Origin of the sequence: Lachnoclostridium sp., assembly GCF_031997925.1 — a bacterium.
Taxonomy (GTDB): Bacteria; Bacillota; Clostridia; order Lachnospirales; family Lachnospiraceae; genus Lachnoclostridium.
In genome coordinates this window covers 74,479-96,247 of record NZ_DAMADT010000013.1, presented here as the reverse complement: position 1 = coordinate 96,247, position 21,769 = coordinate 74,479, and the positions used below count along the sequence as shown (strand labels likewise).

Below are 21,769 nucleotides of genomic sequence, written 5' to 3'. Positions count from 1 at the left end.
ATATCCTAGAGCTTCGGCATATTTATTATTATTAGGAATTTAATAAAGGTAATAGGACATATATAATAATTTAGTTATTATATATTTGGACGAAATGAAAAATATAAGTAACTTTAATTTGTTCTACAAAAAGTTTAACTTTAATTAAAAGTCTCTTGGAATTATTATTAAATCTATATATAATGGAATTAATTTACATATTGCAAGGTGTGATAATTGAAGGGATTAAGGAATATGGTTATGTACGAGAGGCTAAAGCGCTATATCCCTTTCTACAAATTATACCTGAATTATGGTGTATTTAATTTAATCTTAAAGCGATGCTTATATTAATAAAATTCGTGAGACTAGGTAATTAAATTGGGGGGCATGTATGAAAAAAAGTTTTATAGTTCTTATTTTTCTTGTGTTTATAATATCAGGCTGTAGAAAGAATGAAAAACAACAAGAAGTACAACAAGAAGTACAACAAAAGATGCCACTAGAAGAACAACAAGATGCTGCTGTTTTAGAACCTAATATAAAGCTTGATGTTTTTACAGATTTTATTTGTAAGCAAAAAGAAGTTTTATTAAGAAAATTAGAGTTTGTGTATGAAATGCTACCGATGGAGATTTCAAAGCTAGAGAAAGGATATTATTCTGATGATAAAACAGCGTCCAATTCTGATGGTGATGAACGACTACAGAACATAGAATGTCAAGGAGAAGCGTTTCCTAAATATGTAATGGAAGATTCTAAGAGTAATGGAGAGATTCCTCTTAATAATGTAAGCGATGAAGTTAAAAAAAGTATTGATGATATCAATAATGCCTTATTAAATCGTAAATTATATCAATGCTTTAGCTTAGAAGACTATAATAATCATTATGATATGTCATGGCCAGCTGTATTAGAAAAAGAAATAATATATGATTTTAATAAAGATAAAAAGTTAGAGGTGTTAAAGATAAGATGTATTTTTGGTACACGAGATGAAGAAACTTCTATATTAGAACCCAAAGAAACAGTTTTTGAAATTACATTAGGAGATAAAAAAGTAATTGTTAAGCCCAATCCAGAATGTTGGGATGAATACTTTGAAGTGGGAATTTGTGATGTTGATTTGGAGGATAACTATGTAGAATTCTATACAACTCAATTTGAAGATTGTTATGGAAGTTCATTACTATTTAGATTGAATGGAAAATGTCTGGAAGAAGCAGTTGGCACCGGATATGAAGAAATCGTAGGTGTATCAGGAGATGGAAAGATATTCATCTGGAATGGTAGTTTTCGGAATACATATTTTGAAGATGAAAGTTATGAAGATTTTTTGTTATGGTATTTGGATTATAAGACAGGTAATTTTATTTCAAGCAATCATATGATTGGGAAGATATATCATGCATTCTATGATGATATCTTATTTCGACAGCTAGAGTATGTTCCTTGGGGTCCACCTATCAATATAACCTTAGATTTGCCAGGTGCTTTTTATGAACCGGAATTTGGTGAATTACTTACTGTTCTTGACAAGGATGATGGAGCTCAAGCAATAAAGGTACGGACCCAAGACGGGAAAGAAGGATGGATTGGAGGCCATCATATGGTTTGGAATTAATAAGCTGATGTGAGAATGATGTTCTTAGTTGCATTAAATGAAAATGTATGCAATCATAGGAAGAAAAGAATTTATAATAAAAATACTTTTTTATATTAAAGGGAACAATTAGGAGAAGAACTATGATGATAGTAGATAAAGAAAAATGTATTGCATGTGGTCTATGTATAAACGATTGTCCTGCCAGATGTATAACATTAAAAGACAACAAAGCATTTATAGTAAATAAAATATGCATCGAATGCGGACATTGTATTGCTATATGCCCTAAGTTCGCCGTTACAACAGAAGAAAATAAAATGAAGGAAGTTGTCCATTATAAGGAAGAAACCTTTCATATAGATCCGGAAAATCTTTTGAATTTTATTAAATACAGAAGGTCAATTAGGCAATTTAAAGATCAAGAGGTGGAGATAGAGAAACTAGAGAAGATAATAGAAGCAGGCCGTTTTACTGAAACTGCTAGAAATCTTCAAGATGTTTCTTATATTGTAGTCAGAAAAGATATTGATAAGCTTCGATTATTAGTAATGGAAAGATTATATCATATGGTCCATATTTTTTAGAAAATCTGACCCCGGAAACTATGTCAATTAAAAAATACGCAAAGATGTGGGTTGATATGTATGAGGTGTATCAAAAAGACCCAAATATTGAGGATACAATCTATTTTAATGCTCCAGCTTTAATACTAGTAGTATCGCCAACACCGATTAACGGAGGATTAGCTTCCACGAATATGGAATTAATGACGAATGCGCTAGGGCTTGGTACTTTCTATAGTGGATTTACGGTTCGAGCTGCAGAAGATAATCAAAAGATAAGAGAGTTTTTAGGACTAAAAGCAGACGAACAAATCATTTCTTGCCTAGCGATAGGTTATCCAAAGGTTAACTATCTAAGAACAGTACCGCGTAATGATGCTAAGGTTACTTGGTTATAAAAATAATGATTCAGTGCTGAAAATAATAAAAATGCCGAAGTCCAAGAATATCCCGGGACTTCGGCAATTTTTAATATAATTAGGACAACAAGGTCTTTCGAAGTGAATCAATATAGATTGGGACTTCAAAGGCGTCAGTGAGAATCAATATATGTTTGTACTGTATCATGGTATTTCACCAGATCAATCTCCTGAGGGTCAGTATCTTCGCCCAGTAGTAAATCTACCATGTAGCGTGCGGTTTTGCCACCGATGGTCATAGACTTGATGCAGGAAACACAGTAAACAGCGACATCCTGACAAGGCATCTGGGCAGCACGCTTTTTCTGGAATTTATGGACCTCTTCTAAAGGGACACGGTTATATAAGTTGTCACCGCAGCAGATGGAATTGGTTCCGTTAAATTGGGATTCTATAATCTCAATACCCATTTTGTTGAGCAGACTACGCACTGCGGCATGGACCTGCGGCTTTGAGCGAAACGAGCAGGAATCATGGACTGAAAGAGTCAGCTCTTCGTAGTGGGGAAGTGGAAGCTCAGGCAACTGGTCTAGTACTTCCCATAGGGAGATGGTCTGGATACCTTCATAAAGAGAACGAAACCGTCTATCACACCCAGCGCAGTTGTTGATGATGGTAGCGCCCTTGGAGAGTTCAGGGTCGTGATGGCAACAGATGCTATGGAGCTTTACCGGTCCCAAATAACGGTTGAGGAGCGATAGTATCTTATCACTAGCATAAGGCTTGTAAACACTCAAAGCACAACCTGGGTTAAACCAACAGTTATTTATGTCAATCTGGGAAAGGCTGATACTGGGAAGTCGAAGTCCTGTCATGTATATATTACTCCTTTATTTATAAGTATTTTACTGACCCGCAAAATTTGACATGGCTTCCTTTAACAAGGTCATTGTACAACACAAATTAACATGACATAGTTATATTTAACAAAGTCCTTTGTGCACGACATTTAACATAACAGCTAAGTATTAATTTCTTATAATAAATCAGTTACTCCATTTACGTTAGCTTGTTCGTTATCCTCCATCGGAATTACAATGCACTTTTTACCATCTATGATTTGCGAAGTGATTTGTTGCATTTTTTGTGGTTTAACTTTAAGGATAACATCGAAGTTACTGTTTGCGGTATCATCAAAAGATTCGGTATCTATGTTATCAGAATCCACTTGTTCGGTTATGTTATCATTTTCACGGGATATCGCTACTTCATCTAATCTTTTCTGTAATTTTATTACTTGCTCGGTAAGATCTTGCTCTTTTCTTTTTTGTGCACTAGCAGCAAGTACTTTGTTGTCAATCAAATGATCAACTACTGGTGGCATATCAGCAAAATTTTCAGCATAGGAAGTTTCGATTTTTGCTGTAATCTCTTCTGGTAGACCACTTGTAGAAAGGATGTCCTGAATAGAATCATTAGTAAGAAGTAATGGCTCTTGTTCTTGCTTAGTATCCTTATATTCAGATTGCTCATCTACCATTTGATTCAGTGTTTCCTGTATTTCCATGAATACTGCTTCGCTTTTTTGTTCATCATTTATCGCATTACAGATAATTGATTGGAATGTATTTTTCTGCTCGGTAGCAGTTTGTTTCACTGGACAGCCTAGAACCGATTCCATAAACTCTCTATGTGGTTCTTTTGTGTCTTTTGTAAAGTATAAGACGGAATGTATATCAGAACTTCGGTCAGAGAATGCAGGAAATACAAATCCTGTATCAGGTGCATTCACAATCCAATCTCTATTACGAGGTCCGATTCGATTTTCTATCTCTAAATATCCAAGGCCTGCTTTTGTAAGTGAAACAGGGCAGACAGCACAGATCAGATAATCATATACTTCCTCTGATTCATCCAATTTAGCATTATCGGAAGTTTTCGTCATAACATCATAAGAGTCATGGAAAATAAGGATAAGATAATTCCCTGTATAATCATAATTATCAATGATTAATTGATAGAAAGATTCTAGCAGAGCGCTATTTTTTAATTTACTTTCTTTTAATCCCATAAGGAATTGCTGCTTACCACCTGCATTTTCTTCCTCAAGAGGGAACTCAAGCTCTAATAAGTTGTTACCTACGGTACCAGATAATGTTTTATTCGCTATCTCTAAGTATTTAAAAAATTCCTCATCCTTTAAATTTAAGAAAGTTTCATCAAGATTTAATACGATTTCTTTTTCCGCATTTACATAACAACCACACATTCTAGTAAATGTGCATTCATTTTTTTTAAGTCGTCTTTTTAATTCTAATACATCTTTTTTTGTCATAGGAACCTCCGATAAAAAACTGTACAACACTCATCTACCAACAATTATACTTCAAAATAAAAAAATTTGCTATTCAAAGCTAGATAAATAATGTATGAAATTTTTAGTGAAAGGTAGCAAATTTTAATGATTCTATAGACTTGCGAAGGATAAAACCGCTCTTTTTATTAAGACTTTTACCTAGATAAGAGTAAATCATGTTAGCGCTGGTTTAGTAATTGCCCAATTACTATATTTAGTAGCAGAAGATTCCAAAAAAGATATTAGGCTCTATATTAATAGTCCAGGTGGAAGTACATCAACCATCTGGCGGGATACAAGCTTGAGCTGTGCACTAGCGATTAAAAAACCGCCAATGCAAAGCTCATTTCTCAAATGCCTGTAGCTAACTTAGGTTATGACTACAGGTATTTCGCTTTTTGTCTATTTCAGTTATGTATGAAAATATAAATGCTTGTTATTTATTTCCTTATTTTATATAATTTATTAGGAATTAGTTAATATAAGAATTAAGAATATTATCAAAAATGCGGGGGAATTAAAATGGATATGCTTAATATGCTAAATGAGATTTACTCAGAAATAAATCAAAAAAAGAAGGAATTGATTCATTTTTTAAAAGAAAATGGATTTAAATACCGATGTGGTTATTACAATCAACATAGTGTTAAGGTAAATGATGAATGGATTACAGAGGAGTATCCGATACCCGTAATATCAATTGAACAAATAGGTGACCTTGGTATCGATATCAATCATATTTTTCTTGAGATTGTGGTAACCAGAGAGCAGGCATTGGCGTTTGATTTTGGGAAGTTTGAACCTTATCGATTTGAAGTATATGGTGTTGAGAACTTCTTGAATGATTTTTATAATAACACATTGTCATTACAGGATATTCATGAAAGAATTCGTATAAGTAATGAAGAATCGATCGGTATTAGTTTTTTCTTTTCCATGGATGAGCCAGTAGGACAAATCGGTAATACGGTGATGGACATTCAAAAAAAGGTAAGTCTTAGAGAAAGTTAAATATAGATATACTTCAAGTATTCCAGGAGAGCTTTAGATGTATAAATAAAACTAAGTTGGAGGTGTATTTTTGCCTGAATATTCTCACATTCAAACATATGTAAAATGTAATCATAAAAATTTTAGAAGAATATTATCACGGTTTGTTGATATGTTAAATAAATTGGGTTTTGACCAACTAATGTTAGAAGATAGTTTTAGTGACCTTGATTGGGAAGTTAGTGATGATGGCTTTATGTATGTTGGTTGTAAAGCTAATTCTCAATCAATAAATTATAATGATATTAGCCTTAACATAAGACCATATGTTATGGGTTGGACACCTCAGGTTATCACAAATCTATTTGAACCATGGCTCGAGATATGTTTATTATACGAAACAGAAGAATTAATTATAGACTATGCAACCTTTAAATTAAAGGATGAAGTAAAGAAACCCATCTGGGATACTATGTGTCTAATGTCTCAGTATTTTCATGAGACTGGTACATTTTTTACAGATGAAATTTCTGATGGACATTCTTGGGAAGCATTAATTGATGAGATTACTGATGTATTTAGTTTTGATGCAGCGATTATTCCTAATAAGCTTAAGTCGATTTATAAAAATACTCCAAATCCATTTGTTTATAAGAATGTTGAATCTAATAAGCTGATAGTAAATAAAGATATTTGGGGCGAAATACCTTGGTATTAAGAGATTAAGCTATGGGCATCGATATAGTTTCATAAACTTTCGTGATATCTAGCTTTATCAATACTTCTTTTTTCATAACTTTTTCTAATCCGGAAGAAATAACTTGCTTGATGATTGTATCCTCAGAAAAATCCAATGTCGTTTCTTTGAGAATTATGTTATAATAGAATAGAAAATGATGAGTATTTATAATAAATAGTTCTACTATAGATATAAAATGGCTATTATGAACAGTCTATCATCATTTTTAGTGTTAGTAGAGAGGAGTTTATTGTGTAGTTATGATTAGCCGCACAATACGAGATAAATATGAAATTAGTATCATGGAATGTAAATGGGATCCGTGCATGTGTTCAAAAGGGATTCTGTGATTTTTTTAAAGAAGTAGATGCAGACATCTTTTGTATACAGGAAAGTAAATTACAGGCTGGACAGATAGAACTTGATTTAGATGGCTATTATCAATACTGGAATTATGCTGAGAAAAAGGGGTATTCGGGTACTGCTATCTTTACAAAGAAAGAACCACTACAAGTAACCTATGGAATTGGTATTGAGGAACATGATAAGGAAGGACGAGTTATTACGTTAGAATTTGAGGATTTTTATATGGTGACAGTGTATACTCCAAATTCTCAAAATGAGTTAGCAAGACTTTCTTACCGTATGGTTTGGGAAGATGAATTCCGTAGCTATCTTAAGAGATTGGAAGAAACAAAGCCAGTCATTGTATGTGGGGATTTAAATGTAGCACATAAAGAGATAGATCTTAAAAATCCTAAGACAAATCAGATGAATGCAGGTTTTACAATCGAAGAGAGAACAAAGTTTAGTGAACTGTTAGAATCTGGGTTTATCGATACGTTCCGTTATTTTTATCCAGATGCAACGGATATGTATTCTTGGTGGTCTTATCGATTTAAGGCGAGAGAAAAGAATACAGGTTGGCGTATTGACTATTTCATAGCATCCAAAGGATTAGAAAGTAAATTGGTTGATGCAAAGATTCATGCACAGGTATTAGGTTCTGACCATTGTCCAATTGAATTAGAAATAAAGTAAATTTATTAGAAAAGTAAACAAAGGATTACAACGAAGTACTTAGCGTTGTAATCCTTTTTAAAAAGGGCAAGATATTGGTAATAGATAAAAGAGCTATGTCTTAAATCCTATTGAAATATTATTTTATATTAAATTGATTACCTTATCATACGCAATCAATTTACTTAAAAATCCTTTATGTAGAGGCAGGTTTTATGAAAAAAACATTATTAGATTATCAGGATGCAATCAATAAGTTACCATTAAAAGAGAAATACGAGAAGCAAGAAATTCTAACAAGAGAATTTCTTATTGAAAAAGAAGGGGATATCGAAATTTATTATGCTCCCCATAATGAGTATAGAAATATAGAGGCAAGGATTTTTATCATTGGTATAACCCCAGGATTTCAACAGATGAGCACTGCAATAGCAACTGCTAAAAAAGGGCTTAATTTGAATTTGCCAATAGAACAAATCCAATATGAATGTAAAGTAGCAGGTCGTTTTAGTGGAGTTATTAGAAAGAATATAATTCATATGCTGGATGAATTAGAATTACCTAATTTATTAGGGATAAATAGTACAAGCGAACTTTTTTCGGAGAAGGATGAATTATTACACACCGTTTCTTTAATACCATATTCTGTTTTTTTAAAGAAGCAAAATTATTCTGGACATACTCCAAAATTACTAAAAAGCAATTTGCTAACAAAGTATATCTATGATAACTTTCTAGAAGAATACAATAGTCTAAAGGAGAAAGAAAATGTATTACTTATTCCTCTTGGACGAGCAGTGGAAGAAGTTCTAATTCAATTAGAAAGTGAAGGACTTATTTCAAAAAATCAAATATTAATAGGTTTTCCACATCCTTCTGGCGCCAATGTTAATCGAATTTCTCAATTTCATGATAATAAAATTAAGATGATGAATTATCTTCAAAAAAGAGTATGGTAGTAGACGTTAAAGTTTTAAATATTATTAATTATGAATTTTCATAACAGTAAAAAACTATAGGATTTTAATAATATTTAAAACTAGATTTCCTAATAAACTATAAGAAACAATACTAGAGCTGTTGCATTAATGTGCAAGAGCTCTTTTTCTTTCCCTAGGAATAACATACATAGAATAATTCAGATTGCCAATACTAGTAACGGAATAAATCAATTTTAAATAATCGTAGCATGAATTAAAAGAAAGGAGGATTTCTATGCCAAAGGATAGTCAACCGGATAATAAGGAAGCAAGAAAAGAAAAAGCAAACGGTCAGACACCAATTACAGCAGAAAATCAAAATCAAAATCCAAATGCTAAGAGAAAATCAATTCCAAATAATGATGTTTAATTTTATAAGCTCATTCATGGAAATTTAGAATTACAATTTCATAATTTGGATTTTTTCATAAATTTATTAATTAGTATGTGTCAAAAGGCACTTTTCATTTTCAAAAAGCTTTATTTTTATAATCCACTATTATTTAGGCGTATAGAGCCAGAAAAGAGGTTTCTATGGAAATTAAAAAAACGACTTCCACGAAAGATTACGGAACAAAAGATGGAATAAATTTTGACTATGACTATAATACAGAATATGGTGATGGAGATATTCCAAATCCAGATAAAAACAGTACAAAAAATTCAACAGGAAACTCAAGAAATTCAACAGAAAGCTCAAGAAATAGCTCAACAAACAACTCAAGAAATAGTTCAACAAATAGCTCAAGAAACGGTTCTAATAACTACAAAGATGTATCACCAGACGACGTACCAAGAAGAGATGGGCCTGGTGGAGAATAAGGAGTTTAGAGAGGAAGTATATAGTTATGATGAAATTCTATAAATGCGATAACGACAGTTTAATTATTCCAGTTACGAATACTTATGCTTCTGTTGAATACCTTAAGAACGCGGAAGAAATAAGTCCTAATACAATGGAGGCAAGTACGGAGAAACACATTCCTATTGTCACCTGTAGCGGTAATACCGTAAAAGTAAACGTTGGAAGTGTTGCTCATCCAATGACAGAAGAGCATTCTATTACAACCGTCATTTTAGAAACCCGGAGTGGTGGGCAGTATAAATTCTTACGCCATGGGGATGAACCAATCGTTCAATTTGATGTATCCTCTGGTGATAAGGCAATGGCCGCTTATGCTTACTGTAATTTACATGGTCTATGGAAAGCAGATATTGATTAACCAAAACTCCTTACCCTTGCTCCCTAAAGTGTGAAATGGGTAAGGAGTTTTTTATACCCCACCACAATATTTAAACCTTAGAATAGCCTGATTGACAGTTCTAAATTAGCACCTATTTATCAAATTCTTAAAATAAATCTTATAATAATTTTTAATCCAAGCTGTTGACATCGAGAGAAAAAAGAAATACAATCACCTCAAAGATAGCAGATGATAAATTTGTTAAAGAATACATTAGGTCTCGGTAATTAAGCCATGTAGAGGCAATGAGGCTATGGCAAGTAAAGTAAGCGGATTGATATCCGCTTTGACTTCTGCTATTTAGTATAAAATTTTATATAAATGTTGTATGAAATAAATTGCACGAATAATAGGAGGAAAATTATGAGTAAAGTATTATATATCAAGGCAAATATTAAGCCAGAAGGCGTTTCAAGAACATTTCAGGTATCCGATCATTTTATTGAGGAATATAAGAAGCAACATCCTGAGGATGAGGTAGTTGAATTAGATTTATATAAAGAAAAAATTGATTTTTTACGTCCTGAGGATTTAGAAACAATGGGTTGTATAAAAGATGAAACTAAGAAAAATACAACATTCCTTAAGTATGCATTTCAGTTTGCAGAGGCAGATAAATATGTAATTGCAGCGCCTATGTGGAACTTGGGATCCCCTGCAATCTTAAAAGCTTATTTTGATTACATTTCCATAACAGGCATTACATTTCATTATACAGCAGAAGGTCCAAAAGGACTTTTACAAAATAAGAAGGCGGTACACATTGTAGCTAGAGGTGGAGAGTATGGTAACGCTCCTTATGAAATGGGAGACCGTTATGTAAAAACAATCTTAGGTTTCCTTGGTGTTAGTGATATTCAAACATTAGCAATTGAGAATTTGGATATCATTGGAGCTGATGTTGAAGCTAAAGTAAAAGAAGGAAAAGAAAAGGCAGATTTAATAGCAAAAGAATTCTAATAATTTAATTTGAAAATCGCATCTCCTGATTCAAAAGGACGCTGCACAAAGCATGTACAGACGGAATAGGTTAGATGGGGGTTGATGAATATGAATGATGGTGTAAATACGGAATTTGAATTTATAACGATGAAACATGGTGAAGCTTTTAAAGCATGGAGTCAGGAAATTAAAATTGTATTTATTCTGAAAGGAAATGGCTGGCTTCATATGGAGGAAGCTGATAAGGCATATAGTATTTCACAGGAAGATATCTTTGTCATTAACAGTTTTCAGATGCACAGCATCGTTTTGGAAGAAAATGCTCTGGCAATTGCATTGTTGCTTTCGCCATCATTTATAGTCACATTCAGCCCCGAAACCAGTAATCCGAATATCAACTGCAAATCATTTCTGTACAGCGAAGACAAGCAACAGATTTTTGATATTCTCAGACGTGATTTCGCATTGGCTTTCCGAGCGTGGTATAAAAAAGAATCCGACCTCTCCATCCATCTTCGGAGCAGGATCATAACTTTGATGGATGATCTACTCGGAAATTTTTCCAAAAATAAAAAAAGATCAGGCAAAGAATCAGGGAGAGAAAGACTTCGGGCAGCGGTAGACTATATTCATAGAAATTATCGCGATAGTATTACGCTTGCGGATTTATCCTCTCATACCTATCTGAGTGCATCTTATATTTCAAGAAGCTTTCAGAAATATCTGGGGATTTCATTTACCGGGTATCTGACACAGGTACGTCTGCTTCATGCAGCTGCGCTGCTTCGGGGTGAGAAAACGATTACCGAAATTGCATATGAAAGCGGGTTTTCCAGCCCAAGTGCCCTGATAGATGCTTTTAAGCAGCATAACGGCATTACCCCGGGACAGTATAGACGTAGCATGGGGGAGATGAAACGCAGTCATTATCAGCCGGATGTGCTAGTGGAGGAAGGTTTTTCTACATCATTTACATCACTGATGAAATATGCTGAACAAGCAGAAGAAGTGGTTACGCTACCTGCTGCGGGGACCTGCGAAATATCGGCTAATATCAGCAATGTACGCTGTCAGCTTAGCCACAATTGGAAGATAATGATAAATGCCGGATATGCGAGAGATATTTTAAACGCCTCCATGCAGAATCAGATAGTGAATCTTCAGAAAACGGTAGGATTCCGTTACATTAGATGCAAGGGAATCCTGGATGATGATATGATGCTGTATACCAGTGATTTCTATGGTAAAATATCTGTTAATTATGTGTATCTGGATCAACTTCTGGACTTCATTCTTTCTACGGGGGCGAAACCCATGTTGGAATTGGGGCATATGCCTTCCGCTATGGCAAAAAACAGGGTGCAGATTTTCAAAAGACCTGTGTACCTATCGCCTCCCGCGGATATCGAGCAGTGGAACCACCTTATTTCCGGATTAATGGAGCATCTGGTTGTGCGTTACGGGATTGAAGAACTGAAGCGGTGGCTATTTTCACCGTGGATTTCAGTGGATTTACATCTTTTTGGATTTTTTACTCTAGAGGATTATGCCGATGTATATCGATCATCCTACAGGGCGATAAAAAATATCTGCAATGACTTTAAACTATGTGGTTCAGGCTGTACGTCAACTTCTTCGCAAACAAGGGAATGGTTTTTTGATATGTGCAAAGAACAAGACTGCATGCCGGATATATTTACTATGAGGTCTTTTGCTGCGATCGACCCAGAGGAGGAAAAAAGTGGCCTTAAATTGGCGGAAAGCAATGAAACATTTTATATGGCGGTAAGTGGAGATGAGAATTATCTGACGCATTCTTTAAAAGAAATTCGTAACTTTATGGAACAAAAAGGGATAGGAAATATTCCGATTATGCTAGATGAATGGAGCAACAATATCTGGCAGCGAGATTTGTGTAATGATACCAGCTATAAATCAGCTTATATTTTTAAAAGCATTATGGAAAATCATGATAGCTATTATGGTATGGGATATTACAATGTGAGTGACCAGTTGGATGAAATTGCTCCCGCTGCGGAAATTTTTCATGGAGGCTTCGGGCTGTTTACGCAAAACGGAATTCCAAAAAGCGCATACCGTGCAATGGAGCTCTTGAATAAAGCAGGTGATAAGCTAATAGCAAAAGGTGACGGATATTTTATAACAGCGTCGGAGGATGAGGTGCAGATATTTCTACATAACTATTGCCACTATGATATGTTATATCGGTACCGGAACACTACGAATCTTACGAAAACGGAGCGTTATAGAGTTTTTAATGAAAAACAGCCTCAGTCCTATCATATTCAGATGGAAGGCTTCCGACCAGGAAGGCATATTGTAAGGCGTTACGGGATTGGCCCTAAGGGCGGCAGTACCTATGATGCTTGGTTGGAAATGGGGGCGCCTGAATCTATGACGAAAGAAGAAGAGAATCGGCTATATCAGCTTTCCTATCCGATTTACCGGACTGATACGCTAGAAACCGACAGTATTTTAAGAATTAAGGCATGGCTTTTACCTCATGAGGTACAGCTTATTACCATATCAATCTAAATAGAAGAACCTGATCCGTTTATTCGGTATCAGGTTCTTGTCATTTATATACCTCTTTTTTGCTGTCCCATCAATCGAAAAAATTAAGATTTGCAAACCAGATAATATCAGACTACTAAATGAGTTATAATTGTGTATTATTAATAAATGAATTTCTATATAATAAAGCTACAATAGGTTATTATACACAAATGAAGAGATGAATATAACAATAACATAATACATATTACACAATAAATGAGGAGGAATTGTCATGTCTGAAAAAGCATCGAACCGTAATCAGAATAGCTATGTTGAAAAAATAAGCACTTTTGAAAAAGTTGCTTATGGCGGAGGGGATCTTGCCAGCAATTTTGTACTAGTACTAACTAGTACCTTTGTTATCTTTTTTTACACGGATGCATTAGGGTTAAGTGCGGGTATAATTGGCGCTATCATGCTATTTTCCCGGTTTGCAGATGGAATTACCGACATAATTATGGGTTATGTAATGGATAAGACCCGCTCTAAGCACGGCAAGGCTAGACCTTGGTTGTTATGGCTTGCAATACCAATCGGAATATCAACCATATTGGTATTTCTGGTACCTAACCTTGGCGATGTCGGGAAATACATTTATATTGCAATTACCTATAATTTAGTCACTACCTTCCTTTATACGATGATTAATATTCCATACGGTGCCATGACATCCCTTATGAGTAGAGATCAGAACCAACGAATGATTATTAACATTTTCCGTATGTTTATGGCACAGGTTGGCGCGCTGGTTATCAATGCCTGTACTTTGCCATTAGTAAATGCAATGGGGGGAAGTGCACACCAGAAAAGCTGGGTAATTGTTTCAATTATTTATGGGGTGATTGCAACGGCACTATTCCTACTCTGCTTTGCTAAAACAAAAGAAAGAGTTGCTATTCAGAACGATAAAAGTAAAAAATTAAGCTTTGGCACATCCTTTAAGCTGATCTTAAAAAACAATTACTGGCTGCTATTAGTTGGCATATGGGTGAGCATGGTGCTCGGTATGTCGATGAGTATGAGCGTTGGAACTTATTATGCAAAATATATTCTAGGCAATGAAAATTATGCTGGTTTCCTCGGGGCACTCGGCATCGTCCCAATACTTATCATCATACCTCTTACCGCACCCCTAAACAAAAAATATGGAAAACGCAACGTAGCGCTGGTAGGAAGCTTTATCAGTATTTTGGGACAGTCGCTTATGTTGATCAACCCAGGTTCAGCAACTTGGCTCATGGTATGTACGGTTATTAAAGGGGTTGGTTCAGCAACACTTTCAGGCACGATGTTTGCCATGATTGCAGATACCATTGAATATGGACATTGGAAAACTGGAACACGTGTGGAAGGTATGCTTTATTCCAGTACTACCTTTGGTGCAAAGGTGGGTGCAGGGGTAGGCGGCGCGGTGGCGTTGGCAATTATCGGGGCAGCTGGTTACAATGGCTTTGCGGCGGTTCAAACTCCAAGTGCGGTGAAAGCGATAAAGGTGCTCTATTTGGTTGTACCTATACCATTTATGCTAATCATTCCAATCCTTTATGGGCTTTATAAATTGGATAAGATCTATCCAAAAGTTATAGAAGAGCTACGCCAGCGTGAAGAAGGTCAACAAAAGGCGATGTAAGCCATAGAAAGCATGTACAGGAGTGAAGGTTAAAATAAATTTTTTGAGCCAGAAGTTTTATGCCTGCATAATCCTTGACTAAATTTAAGATGCGCAAATAATGTGCGCAGGAATGGGGGACAACATGGAAAACAGAAAGTATACGATAGAAGCACTGGATGCCATAAAACGAAGAGAATACTGGATAAAAGAGCAGGATCTGGATATTCTAGTGAAGCCTATTCCAGAGACAGACGAAGCAGGAGCAATGGATCCGCGTTTTTATGAAAGCGTAGCACCTATGATGAAAGGTTTCAAAGGGGCATTGGTCAAACTCGTAATGAAAGTGGGTTCGAAATCTGGAGGTAATATACAAAAGGGTGCAAAACAGATGCGTCGTATGATGAACGGGATAAAAAGCGTTCCGATTATTGACACCGTAAATGTCAGGGAAGAGACTATACGGTATGACTCTGTCAGTGTGTCAATTCGAATCTATACACCTAAGGAAAAAAAGGAAGGTTTGGCTCCTGTGTTTTATTATATCCATGGAGGCGGGTTTGTGGCTGGTAGCATGGATGTAGTGGATGAAATGTGCAAACTAGTGGTAGAAAAAACAGGGTGCGTGGCAGTACAGCCGGAATATCGGTTGGCACCTGAGAATCCGTATCCGAACGGATTTGACGATTGCTACAATGTCTTAAAGTGGATTTATACTCATGCGGAGGAATTCGGAGGAGACCACGAAAAAATCTGTATCAGCGGAGACAGCGCGGGAGGAAATCTCGCCACCGTATGTGCCATGAAGGATAGGGACGAAGGCACCCATATGGTGAAAGTACAGGCACTTCTTTATCCAACTGTCGATGCTGCCCACATGGAAGAAAACATGAAGAAAAATAAAGAGATCTATGAGATCTCAGAAAAATACAGTACTGTACTGAACGGGATGCTTGACATGATGGGAAGTTCGCTTAGCAAACCGACGCTAGGGGAATATCTGGGTGTACCCGATGATACAATCCCTTATGTCAGCCCTTCTTTGGGAAATCTTAAAGGTATGCCACCTACCCTGATACTTCTTGGAGAATATGATTTTCTTAGAGTAGAAGATGATATATTTGCAGGTAGGTTGAAAAAGGCTGGTACAGAAGTAAAGCTTATACGTTATAAAGGGCTTTCTCATGGATTTGCAGACCAAGTAGGCGTTATGCCACAGGCAGAAGATGCATTACAGGAAATAGGAAGCTTTATGATGGAACACCTTTCATAATATTAGTAATCTCTCGATTATAAATAGAGGATTAAAGTTAGGAAAATTATCTTGATTAACAGTGTTTTAAACACAAATTTTTGTGCCCTATTATCCTGGCACAAATTTTAGAGCGTAAAAAGTATACGCAGGAATGGAGGTCAAAATGGAAAGAACAAACAAACAGACTATGAAAAGATATGAAGAGGAAGCAAAGAAGCTTCTGAAGGAAATGACATTAGAAGAGAAGGCAGGGCTTTTAAGCGGAAGCAACTTCTGGGAAACAAAGGGAGTAGAACGTCTTGGAGTGGAAAAGGCCATGGTAACGGATGGACCTCACGGACTTAGGAAGCAAGCAGGAAGCAGTGATCATCTGGGAATTAATAAGAGTGTTCCAGCGACCTGTTTTCCGACTGCGGCTACCACAGCCTGCAGCTTTGATACGGAACTGTTAGAGAGAATGGGAGAAGCCTTAGGAGAAGAGTGCCTTCAGGAAAATGTATCGGTACTTTTGGGACCTGGTGTTAATATCAAAAGAAGTCCTTTATGTGGTCGTAACTTCGAATATTTTTCGGAAGATCCTTATCTTACCGGAGAGATGGCGTCTGCTCTTATTAACGGCATTCAAAGCAAGGGTGTTGGAACCAGTATGAAGCACTTTGCTGCGAATAATCAGGAAGCCAGACGAATGGTTATCAGCTCCGTTATTGATGAACGTGCCTTACGAGAAATTTATCTGGCAGGATTTGAAACAGCAGTTAAAAAATCTAGTCCATGGACACTAATGTGCAGCTATAACCAAATAAATGGTGAATTTTCAAGCCAGAATAAAAAGCTTCTCACAGGAATTCTTAGAGAGGAATGGGGATTTGAAGGAGCTGTCATGACAGACTGGGGTGCTGTTGTAGACCGTGTAAAGGGAGTGGAAGCAGGGCTTGATCTGGAAATGCCATACAGTGGTCCTGACAATGACCAGGCAATTGTAACGGCAGTACAAAACGGAAATCTAGATGAAGCAGTTCTTGATACGGCGGTTTTACGGATGATTTGCCTACTGCTTACGGCAAAGGATGGAAAAAAACCAGACTTTCGATATGATGCCAAAGAACATCATAAGCTGGCGAAAGAGGTTGCCGCAGCATCCTGTGTTCTGCTGAAAAACAATGATATGTTACCTCTTGAGAAAAATAAAAAACTTGCGGTATTAGGTGAATTTGCAAAGAATCCTCGTTATCAGGGAGCAGGAAGCAGTAGAATCAATCCTCTTCAACTAGAAAATTTGTGTGATGTATTAAAAGAGCGAAATATTGATTTCACATATGCTCCTGGCTATAGTCTTGAAAATGACAATGCGGAGGAAGAAAAGATCAAAGAGGCAGTATCGGTGGCCAAAGAAGCAGATGCGGTTATTGTATGTATCGGATTGCCGGATTCCTATGAAAGCGAAGGCTTTGACCGCGACCACATGCATCTACCAGAGAGCCACATTGCACTTCTTAAAGAGGCAGCAGCAGTAAATTCCAATACCATCGTGCTTTTATTCTGTGGTAGCGCTGTTGAGATGCCATGGCTTTCTGATGCAAAATCCTTACTCTTACTTTATCTTGGAGGAGAAGCTGGTGCATCCGCAGCAGCAGACATTCTGTTTGGAGATGTAAATCCATGCGGAAGATTAGCAGAAAGTTTTCCATGCAAACTGGAAGACAATCCAAGCTTCGCTAATTTCCCAGGAGGGGATTTGACCGTAGAATACCGTGAAAGCATTTATGTAGGTTATCGCTATTATGATAAGGCAGAGGTAGACGTACTCTTTCCTTTTGGATATGGTCTTTCCTATACAACCTTTGCTTATGATAAGCTTACGCTTACAAAAGAAGGCGAATATGTAAAAGCTTCGTTATGCGTCAAAAATACGGGTAGTGTAGCAGGTGCAGAAATAGTGCAAATTTATGTTTCGCAGAAGAATGCTTCCGTGTTCAAGCCTGTAAGGGAATTAAAAGGATTTGCTAAGGTGCATCTGAATCCGGGAGAAGAGAAAGCGGTTGAGATTTTACTTGACAAAAGAGCGTTTGCTTACTATGCGACAGAAAAATCTGACTGGGTTGTAGAAAAAGGAGAATACACGGTTGCTGCTGCAGCTTCTAGCCGCGACATTCGCCTTACGGCAGATATTACATTGGAAGGCTGCGAGTCTGGGTCTGTGGTACAGCCTATGTCTTACTGCTCTTTAAAGGCACCACTTTCCATAGATGCAAAAGATTTTGAAATATTGTATGGAAGAGAGCTTCCAGCATCTACCCGTGTGTCCGGTGAACCATTTACTATAAATTCAACCTTAGGTGAAATTGCAAAGACACAGGTAGGAAGTGCACTGATTATGCAGATGAAACAGCAAATGGCAAGCATGACAGGTGGTGAAGAGAACTCCGACGACGGAATGGAACGGATGTTCGAACGGATGATGGGTGAAATGCCAATTCGATCATTATCCATGTTCAGCCAGGGGACCATGGGATCTGCTCAGATTCAAGGAATTCTAGATTCCATCAATCAGGAATCTTGTTAGTAGATAGGTATATAGGAGGAAGTACCCCCCTATTAGTACGCACTTAATGGCTCATAGATGAGGGCCAAGAATATTCTATCACCAGGTTTGTGTCTGCGCTGCAACTACAAACCTGGGATGCAAAAAAGCAGCGCAGAAATGAGGGAACAATGGAAAAAGTATTTCGATATGATGAAGTACCTGTGGTACAAACGAAGGCAGGAAAGATAAAAGGTTATGAATTTGACGGAGTCTTTATCTTCAAAGGAATTCCCTATGCCCAGGCAAAAAGGTTTCAAAAGCCAGAGGAAGTAAACGCTTGGGAAGGAGTCAAAGAAGCAACCTCTTATGGATTCGTATGCCCGCTTTTGTCACAGGATACCCCTACTTCGGAGTTATTAGTACCGCACCGCTACTGGCCACAGGATGAGAACTGTCAGAATCTCAATATATGGACGAATACATTAGAGAAAAAGCCAGGAAAGCCTGTTATGGTGTGGTTGCACGGAGGCGGCTATACCGCCGGTTCGTCTATTGAACAGGAAGCATATGACGGATTTTCCATGTGTGTCCATGGTGATGTAGTTGTGGTGACCATAAATCACAGGCTGAATGTCCTTGGATTTCTTGATTTATCACCTTATGGGGAAAAATATAAAAATTCCGCTAATGCGGGTCTTGCCGACCTAGTGGCGGCGCTCCAATGGATTAAGGAAAATATTGCGGAATTTGGAGGCGACCCAGAGAATGTTACGCTGTTCGGGCAATCGGGCGGTGGAATGAAGGTAACTGGATTGATGCAGATACCGGAAGCAGACGGGCTATTCCATAAGGGAATCGTCATGAGCGGTGTTTCTGATGGCAAATTGATGCCGACACTGCCTGGAGACGGAAAGGAAATTGTAAGAGCAGTTCTGAATGAACTAAACATATCAGAAAGTGAAGTGGAAAGGCTGGAAACCATTCCTTATTATGAGCTTGCTAAATCTTATAATAAAGTATGCTTTACTGTGGCGCAGAAAGGCGCTTATATGGGTGGTATGCCTATGGTAAATGATTACTATATGGGAGAACCGTTAATTACAGGATTCACGGAACATGCGAAGACGATTCCGCTAATGGTGGGATCGGTATTTGGTGAATTTTCCTTCCGCCCATTCTCATTTAATAAACAAGATTTAACTACGGAGCAGACGGATGCTATCCTTAGGGAGGAATATGGAGAGCATGCAGAGAAGGTTAAGGAGCTTTTTGTGAAAGCATATCCTGACAAGAAACCGGTAGACGTGCTGGCACTTGATAGAATATTCAGACAGCCATCCAAAGCATTGGCAAGACTCCAGGCCAAGGGAGGAAAGGCTCCTGCCTACCTTTACCATTTTACTTTGGAGTTTCCTTATCAAAACGGAAAAGTAGCATGGCATTGTTCGGATATTCCATTTGTCTTCCATAATACGAATCGGGTAGAGATATGCAATATGCCTGGAGTTTCTAATAAATTGGAGGAACAGATATTCGGAGCGGTGATGCAGTTTGCGAGAACAGGAAATCCGAACCATGAAGGACTTCCTGAATGGCCATCCATTACGCTGGAGGACGAGGCAACGATGATTTTTGACCGGAAATGTGAAGTGCGCCATAATTATGATGACGAATTAATGAAGTTCCTTGAAGAAATTCTTCCACCTTTTAATCTAGCAATGCTGCTTGCACAGGATGTACAGCACTAATTGTTGCAAAGAGAGCATATGCAGGAGTGAAAAATAATTGGAAACGGAGTAAAATTATGCAGAAAAAAGAAAGAATCGCTATTTTTTTCATCGGTATTTTAATGCTTACTGTTTTCACTTTTACGGATCTGCAGATTAGCACGGCTCTTTATACAAAAAATCTTTTTGGCCGTGTATTTGAGGTAATAGGAGAGCTACCATTTGTGTTTCTAGCGTTGTTTGGAAGTATCCTGTTTTTTAGGTTTCGAAGTAGAAAAAACCTTGCTGTTAATATTGTGTTGGCCATCTTATCTATTTTACTTAGTACACTCTTTTTGTTTATGGGTGGATTTATGACCTTGAATTATCTTCGTGATAATTTAGGAAGTGTACCTACTTTTGTCGCAGTACTGCTTGCGCTTGCACTTCTTTCGGGAACGGTTCTGCTTGCGATAAAAGTACCAAAAGAATATGCACATCGTGCTGTCACGTATTCCATTATAGCAGTTGTGTATTTCGTACTGGTAATTATCATTATGAATTCGCTTAAAGCTTCCTGGGGCCGCATGCGTATGCGTGAAATGACGGTTCCTACCATGCAGTTCACACGGTGGTTTGTAATCACGAACCGCGGAGGCTTTGACAATATTTATGCATCCTTCCCTTCAGGACATTCCATGAATTCAGCGGCCATTATTCTTTTAACTTTATTGCCTTCCTTTGTACCGGTTTTATTTGGTAAGGAAAAGCTTATGAGAGGCATATGTTATACTTGGATCCTTTTAGTTGGAACTAGCCGTGTTGTAATGGGAGCTCATTTTGCTTCCGATGTTATTGTCGGAATTATGTTGTCGTTAGCAATATTTGAAATAACACGTGTTGTTGTCTGTAAGCTGAGACATGAAGAAAAGGTATAATACAATTTCTCGCTGGTGCACAGTTACGAAATGAATATCTTTCACTGTGTACCATGCGCAACTTAAGCGCCCTGCTTTCAGGGCGTTTTTTTGATTCATGACAAGGAATATTTGGTGATTTGCTACCTTAGCTCTACCTCACCGGGGATTTCCCCATATTTCATCAGGTGTGCGCTGTCAAGTAGCGCTCTACTCATATATTTACGCCAAAGAAAAAAGTCGAAGCCCTCGGCATCCATTTCACCGGATGAAAAATTATAGGATATTTCCTCTTTTTTATGGGAAGAATCATAGGAAATCTGTTTTTATTTTTTTCACCGTAAAATAAAAACGCAATGTTAAGTTTTATTTTTTGGAGGGATTACCATGTTTAAGGCACTTA

19 protein-coding genes and 1 pseudogene are annotated in these 21,769 nt (G+C 37.0%); 18 read left to right on the top strand and 2 right to left on the bottom strand.

All coding sequences use genetic code 11. The features are described 5' to 3' along the window. Positions 1-373: 373 nt before the first annotated feature. From RTP52_RS10590 to RTP52_RS20260, 3 genes are all read left to right on the top strand, one after another. On the top strand, positions 374-1,603 hold the full coding sequence (locus tag RTP52_RS10590; RefSeq protein WP_312371163.1) for a hypothetical protein: 1,230 nt from the start codon (positions 374-376) through the stop codon (positions 1,601-1,603). A gap of 122 nt (positions 1,604-1,725) precedes the next feature. Beyond that, a complete protein-coding gene (locus tag RTP52_RS20265) occupies positions 1,726-2,169 on the top strand; it encodes a 4Fe-4S dicluster domain-containing protein (RefSeq protein WP_331661350.1) in 444 nt (147 codons plus the stop codon). Positions 2,170-2,189: 20 nt separating this feature from the next. After that, entirely contained in the window at positions 2,190-2,546 is a 357-nt protein-coding gene (locus tag RTP52_RS20260) for a nitroreductase family protein (protein ID WP_331661348.1), read from the top strand. A 134-nt stretch (positions 2,547-2,680) separates the two neighbouring features. Here RTP52_RS20260 and RTP52_RS10580 read toward each other — a convergent pair whose 3' ends face one another. Both RTP52_RS10580 and RTP52_RS10575 read right to left on the bottom strand, forming a co-directional pair. Continuing rightward, the gene (locus RTP52_RS10580) at positions 2,681-3,382 is read right to left on the bottom strand and encodes a (Fe-S)-binding protein (protein ID WP_312371161.1); all 702 of its coding nucleotides are present in this window, start codon (positions 3,380-3,382) and stop codon (positions 2,681-2,683) included. Between the two features lie 161 nt (positions 3,383-3,543). Next, positions 3,544-4,842, bottom strand: coding sequence for a DUF4317 domain-containing protein (locus RTP52_RS10575; RefSeq protein WP_312371159.1), 1,299 nt, complete (start codon positions 4,840-4,842; stop codon positions 3,544-3,546). A 190-nt stretch (positions 4,843-5,032) separates the two neighbouring features. Between RTP52_RS10575 and RTP52_RS20400 the strand changes: the two are divergent. From RTP52_RS20400 to RTP52_RS10500, 15 genes and pseudogenes are all read left to right on the top strand, one after another. Beyond that, positions 5,033-5,143: pseudogene (locus RTP52_RS20400) on the top strand (ATP-dependent Clp protease proteolytic subunit); the annotation flags it as partial. 242 nt (positions 5,144-5,385) lie between these two features. Then, positions 5,386-5,874: a DUF3201 domain-containing protein gene (locus tag RTP52_RS10565; protein WP_312371158.1), complete on the top strand. Its 489-nt coding sequence runs from the start codon at positions 5,386-5,388 to the stop codon at positions 5,872-5,874. Positions 5,875-5,944: 70 nt separating this feature from the next. Next, the gene (locus RTP52_RS10560; protein WP_312371155.1) at positions 5,945-6,571 is read left to right on the top strand and encodes a hypothetical protein; all 627 of its coding nucleotides are present in this window, start codon (positions 5,945-5,947) and stop codon (positions 6,569-6,571) included. A 309-nt stretch (positions 6,572-6,880) separates the two neighbouring features. Then, positions 6,881-7,633, top strand: coding sequence for an exodeoxyribonuclease III (locus tag RTP52_RS10555; protein ID WP_312106624.1), 753 nt, complete (start codon positions 6,881-6,883; stop codon positions 7,631-7,633). 194 nt (positions 7,634-7,827) lie between these two features. Beyond that, on the top strand, positions 7,828-8,571 hold the full coding sequence (locus RTP52_RS10550) for a hypothetical protein (RefSeq protein WP_312371152.1): 744 nt from the start codon (positions 7,828-7,830) through the stop codon (positions 8,569-8,571). A gap of 256 nt (positions 8,572-8,827) precedes the next feature. Then, positions 8,828-8,962 (top strand): hypothetical protein, encoded by a 135-nt coding sequence (locus tag RTP52_RS10545; protein ID WP_012199011.1) that lies wholly within the window; start codon positions 8,828-8,830, stop codon positions 8,960-8,962. A gap of 228 nt (positions 8,963-9,190) precedes the next feature. Beyond that, positions 9,191-9,457 (top strand): histone-like protein, encoded by a 267-nt coding sequence (locus RTP52_RS10540; RefSeq protein WP_442913533.1) that lies wholly within the window; start codon positions 9,191-9,193, stop codon positions 9,455-9,457. Further along, a complete protein-coding gene (locus RTP52_RS10535; RefSeq protein WP_312106630.1) occupies positions 9,441-9,815 on the top strand; it encodes a desulfoferrodoxin family protein in 375 nt (124 codons plus the stop codon). Before RTP52_RS10540 ends, RTP52_RS10535 begins: the two co-directional genes overlap by 17 nt. 384 nt (positions 9,816-10,199) lie before the next feature. After that, entirely contained in the window at positions 10,200-10,796 is a 597-nt protein-coding gene (locus tag RTP52_RS10530) for an FMN-dependent NADH-azoreductase (protein ID WP_312106632.1), read from the top strand. Between the two features lie 519 nt (positions 10,797-11,315). After that, positions 11,316-13,334, top strand: coding sequence for a GH39 family glycosyl hydrolase (locus RTP52_RS10525; RefSeq protein ID WP_312371146.1), 2,019 nt, complete (start codon positions 11,316-11,318; stop codon positions 13,332-13,334). Positions 13,335-13,587: 253 nt separating this feature from the next. Next, positions 13,588-14,985 (top strand): MFS transporter, encoded by a 1,398-nt coding sequence (locus tag RTP52_RS10520; protein WP_312105278.1) that lies wholly within the window; start codon positions 13,588-13,590, stop codon positions 14,983-14,985. A gap of 124 nt (positions 14,986-15,109) precedes the next feature. Then, complete coding sequence (locus RTP52_RS10515) at positions 15,110-16,237, top strand: alpha/beta hydrolase (RefSeq protein ID WP_312371143.1); 1,128 nt, start codon at positions 15,110-15,112, stop codon at positions 16,235-16,237. Positions 16,238-16,382: 145 nt separating this feature from the next. Then, positions 16,383-18,782, top strand: a complete 2,400-nt coding sequence (locus tag RTP52_RS10510; protein ID WP_312371141.1) for a glycoside hydrolase family 3 C-terminal domain-containing protein — start codon at positions 16,383-16,385, stop codon at positions 18,780-18,782. Positions 18,783-18,931: 149 nt separating this feature from the next. Further along, positions 18,932-20,491 (top strand): carboxylesterase/lipase family protein, encoded by a 1,560-nt coding sequence (locus RTP52_RS10505; protein WP_312371139.1) that lies wholly within the window; start codon positions 18,932-18,934, stop codon positions 20,489-20,491. A gap of 56 nt (positions 20,492-20,547) precedes the next feature. After that, on the top strand, positions 20,548-21,387 hold the full coding sequence (locus RTP52_RS10500) for a phosphatase PAP2 family protein (protein ID WP_312371137.1): 840 nt from the start codon (positions 20,548-20,550) through the stop codon (positions 21,385-21,387). The last annotated feature ends 382 nt before the right edge of the window (positions 21,388-21,769 follow it).

Coding starts and splice junctions, on each gene's coding strand:
- RTP52_RS10520 (WP_312105278.1), top strand. CDS start 13,588: ATGTCTGAAAAAGCATCGAACCGTAATCAGAATAGCTATGTTGAAAAA.
- RTP52_RS10505 (WP_312371139.1), top strand. CDS start 18,932: ATGGAAAAAGTATTTCGATATGATGAAGTACCTGTGGTACAAACGAAG.
- RTP52_RS10545 (WP_012199011.1), top strand. CDS start 8,828: ATGCCAAAGGATAGTCAACCGGATAATAAGGAAGCAAGAAAAGAAAAA.
- RTP52_RS10515 (WP_312371143.1), top strand. CDS start 15,110: ATGGAAAACAGAAAGTATACGATAGAAGCACTGGATGCCATAAAACGA.
- RTP52_RS10535 (WP_312106630.1), top strand. CDS start 9,441: ATGATGAAATTCTATAAATGCGATAACGACAGTTTAATTATTCCAGTT.
- RTP52_RS10590 (WP_312371163.1), top strand. CDS start 374: ATGAAAAAAAGTTTTATAGTTCTTATTTTTCTTGTGTTTATAATATCA.
- RTP52_RS10555 (WP_312106624.1), top strand. CDS start 6,881: ATGAAATTAGTATCATGGAATGTAAATGGGATCCGTGCATGTGTTCAA.
- RTP52_RS10540 (WP_442913533.1), top strand. CDS start 9,191: ATGACTATAATACAGAATATGGTGATGGAGATATTCCAAATCCAGATA.
- RTP52_RS10500 (WP_312371137.1), top strand. CDS start 20,548: ATGCAGAAAAAAGAAAGAATCGCTATTTTTTTCATCGGTATTTTAATG.
- RTP52_RS20265 (WP_331661350.1), top strand. CDS start 1,726: ATGATGATAGTAGATAAAGAAAAATGTATTGCATGTGGTCTATGTATA.
- RTP52_RS10525 (WP_312371146.1), top strand. CDS start 11,316: ATGGATGATCTACTCGGAAATTTTTCCAAAAATAAAAAAAGATCAGGC.
- RTP52_RS10510 (WP_312371141.1), top strand. CDS start 16,383: ATGGAAAGAACAAACAAACAGACTATGAAAAGATATGAAGAGGAAGCA.
- RTP52_RS10530 (WP_312106632.1), top strand. CDS start 10,200: ATGAGTAAAGTATTATATATCAAGGCAAATATTAAGCCAGAAGGCGTT.
- RTP52_RS10575 (WP_312371159.1), bottom strand. CDS start 4,842: ATGACAAAAAAAGATGTATTAGAATTAAAAAGACGACTTAAAAAAAAT.
- RTP52_RS10580 (WP_312371161.1), bottom strand. CDS start 3,382: ATGACAGGACTTCGACTTCCCAGTATCAGCCTTTCCCAGATTGACATA.
- RTP52_RS10565 (WP_312371158.1), top strand. CDS start 5,386: ATGGATATGCTTAATATGCTAAATGAGATTTACTCAGAAATAAATCAA.
- RTP52_RS20260 (WP_331661348.1), top strand. CDS start 2,190: ATGTCAATTAAAAAATACGCAAAGATGTGGGTTGATATGTATGAGGTG.
- RTP52_RS10550 (WP_312371152.1), top strand. CDS start 7,828: ATGAAAAAAACATTATTAGATTATCAGGATGCAATCAATAAGTTACCA.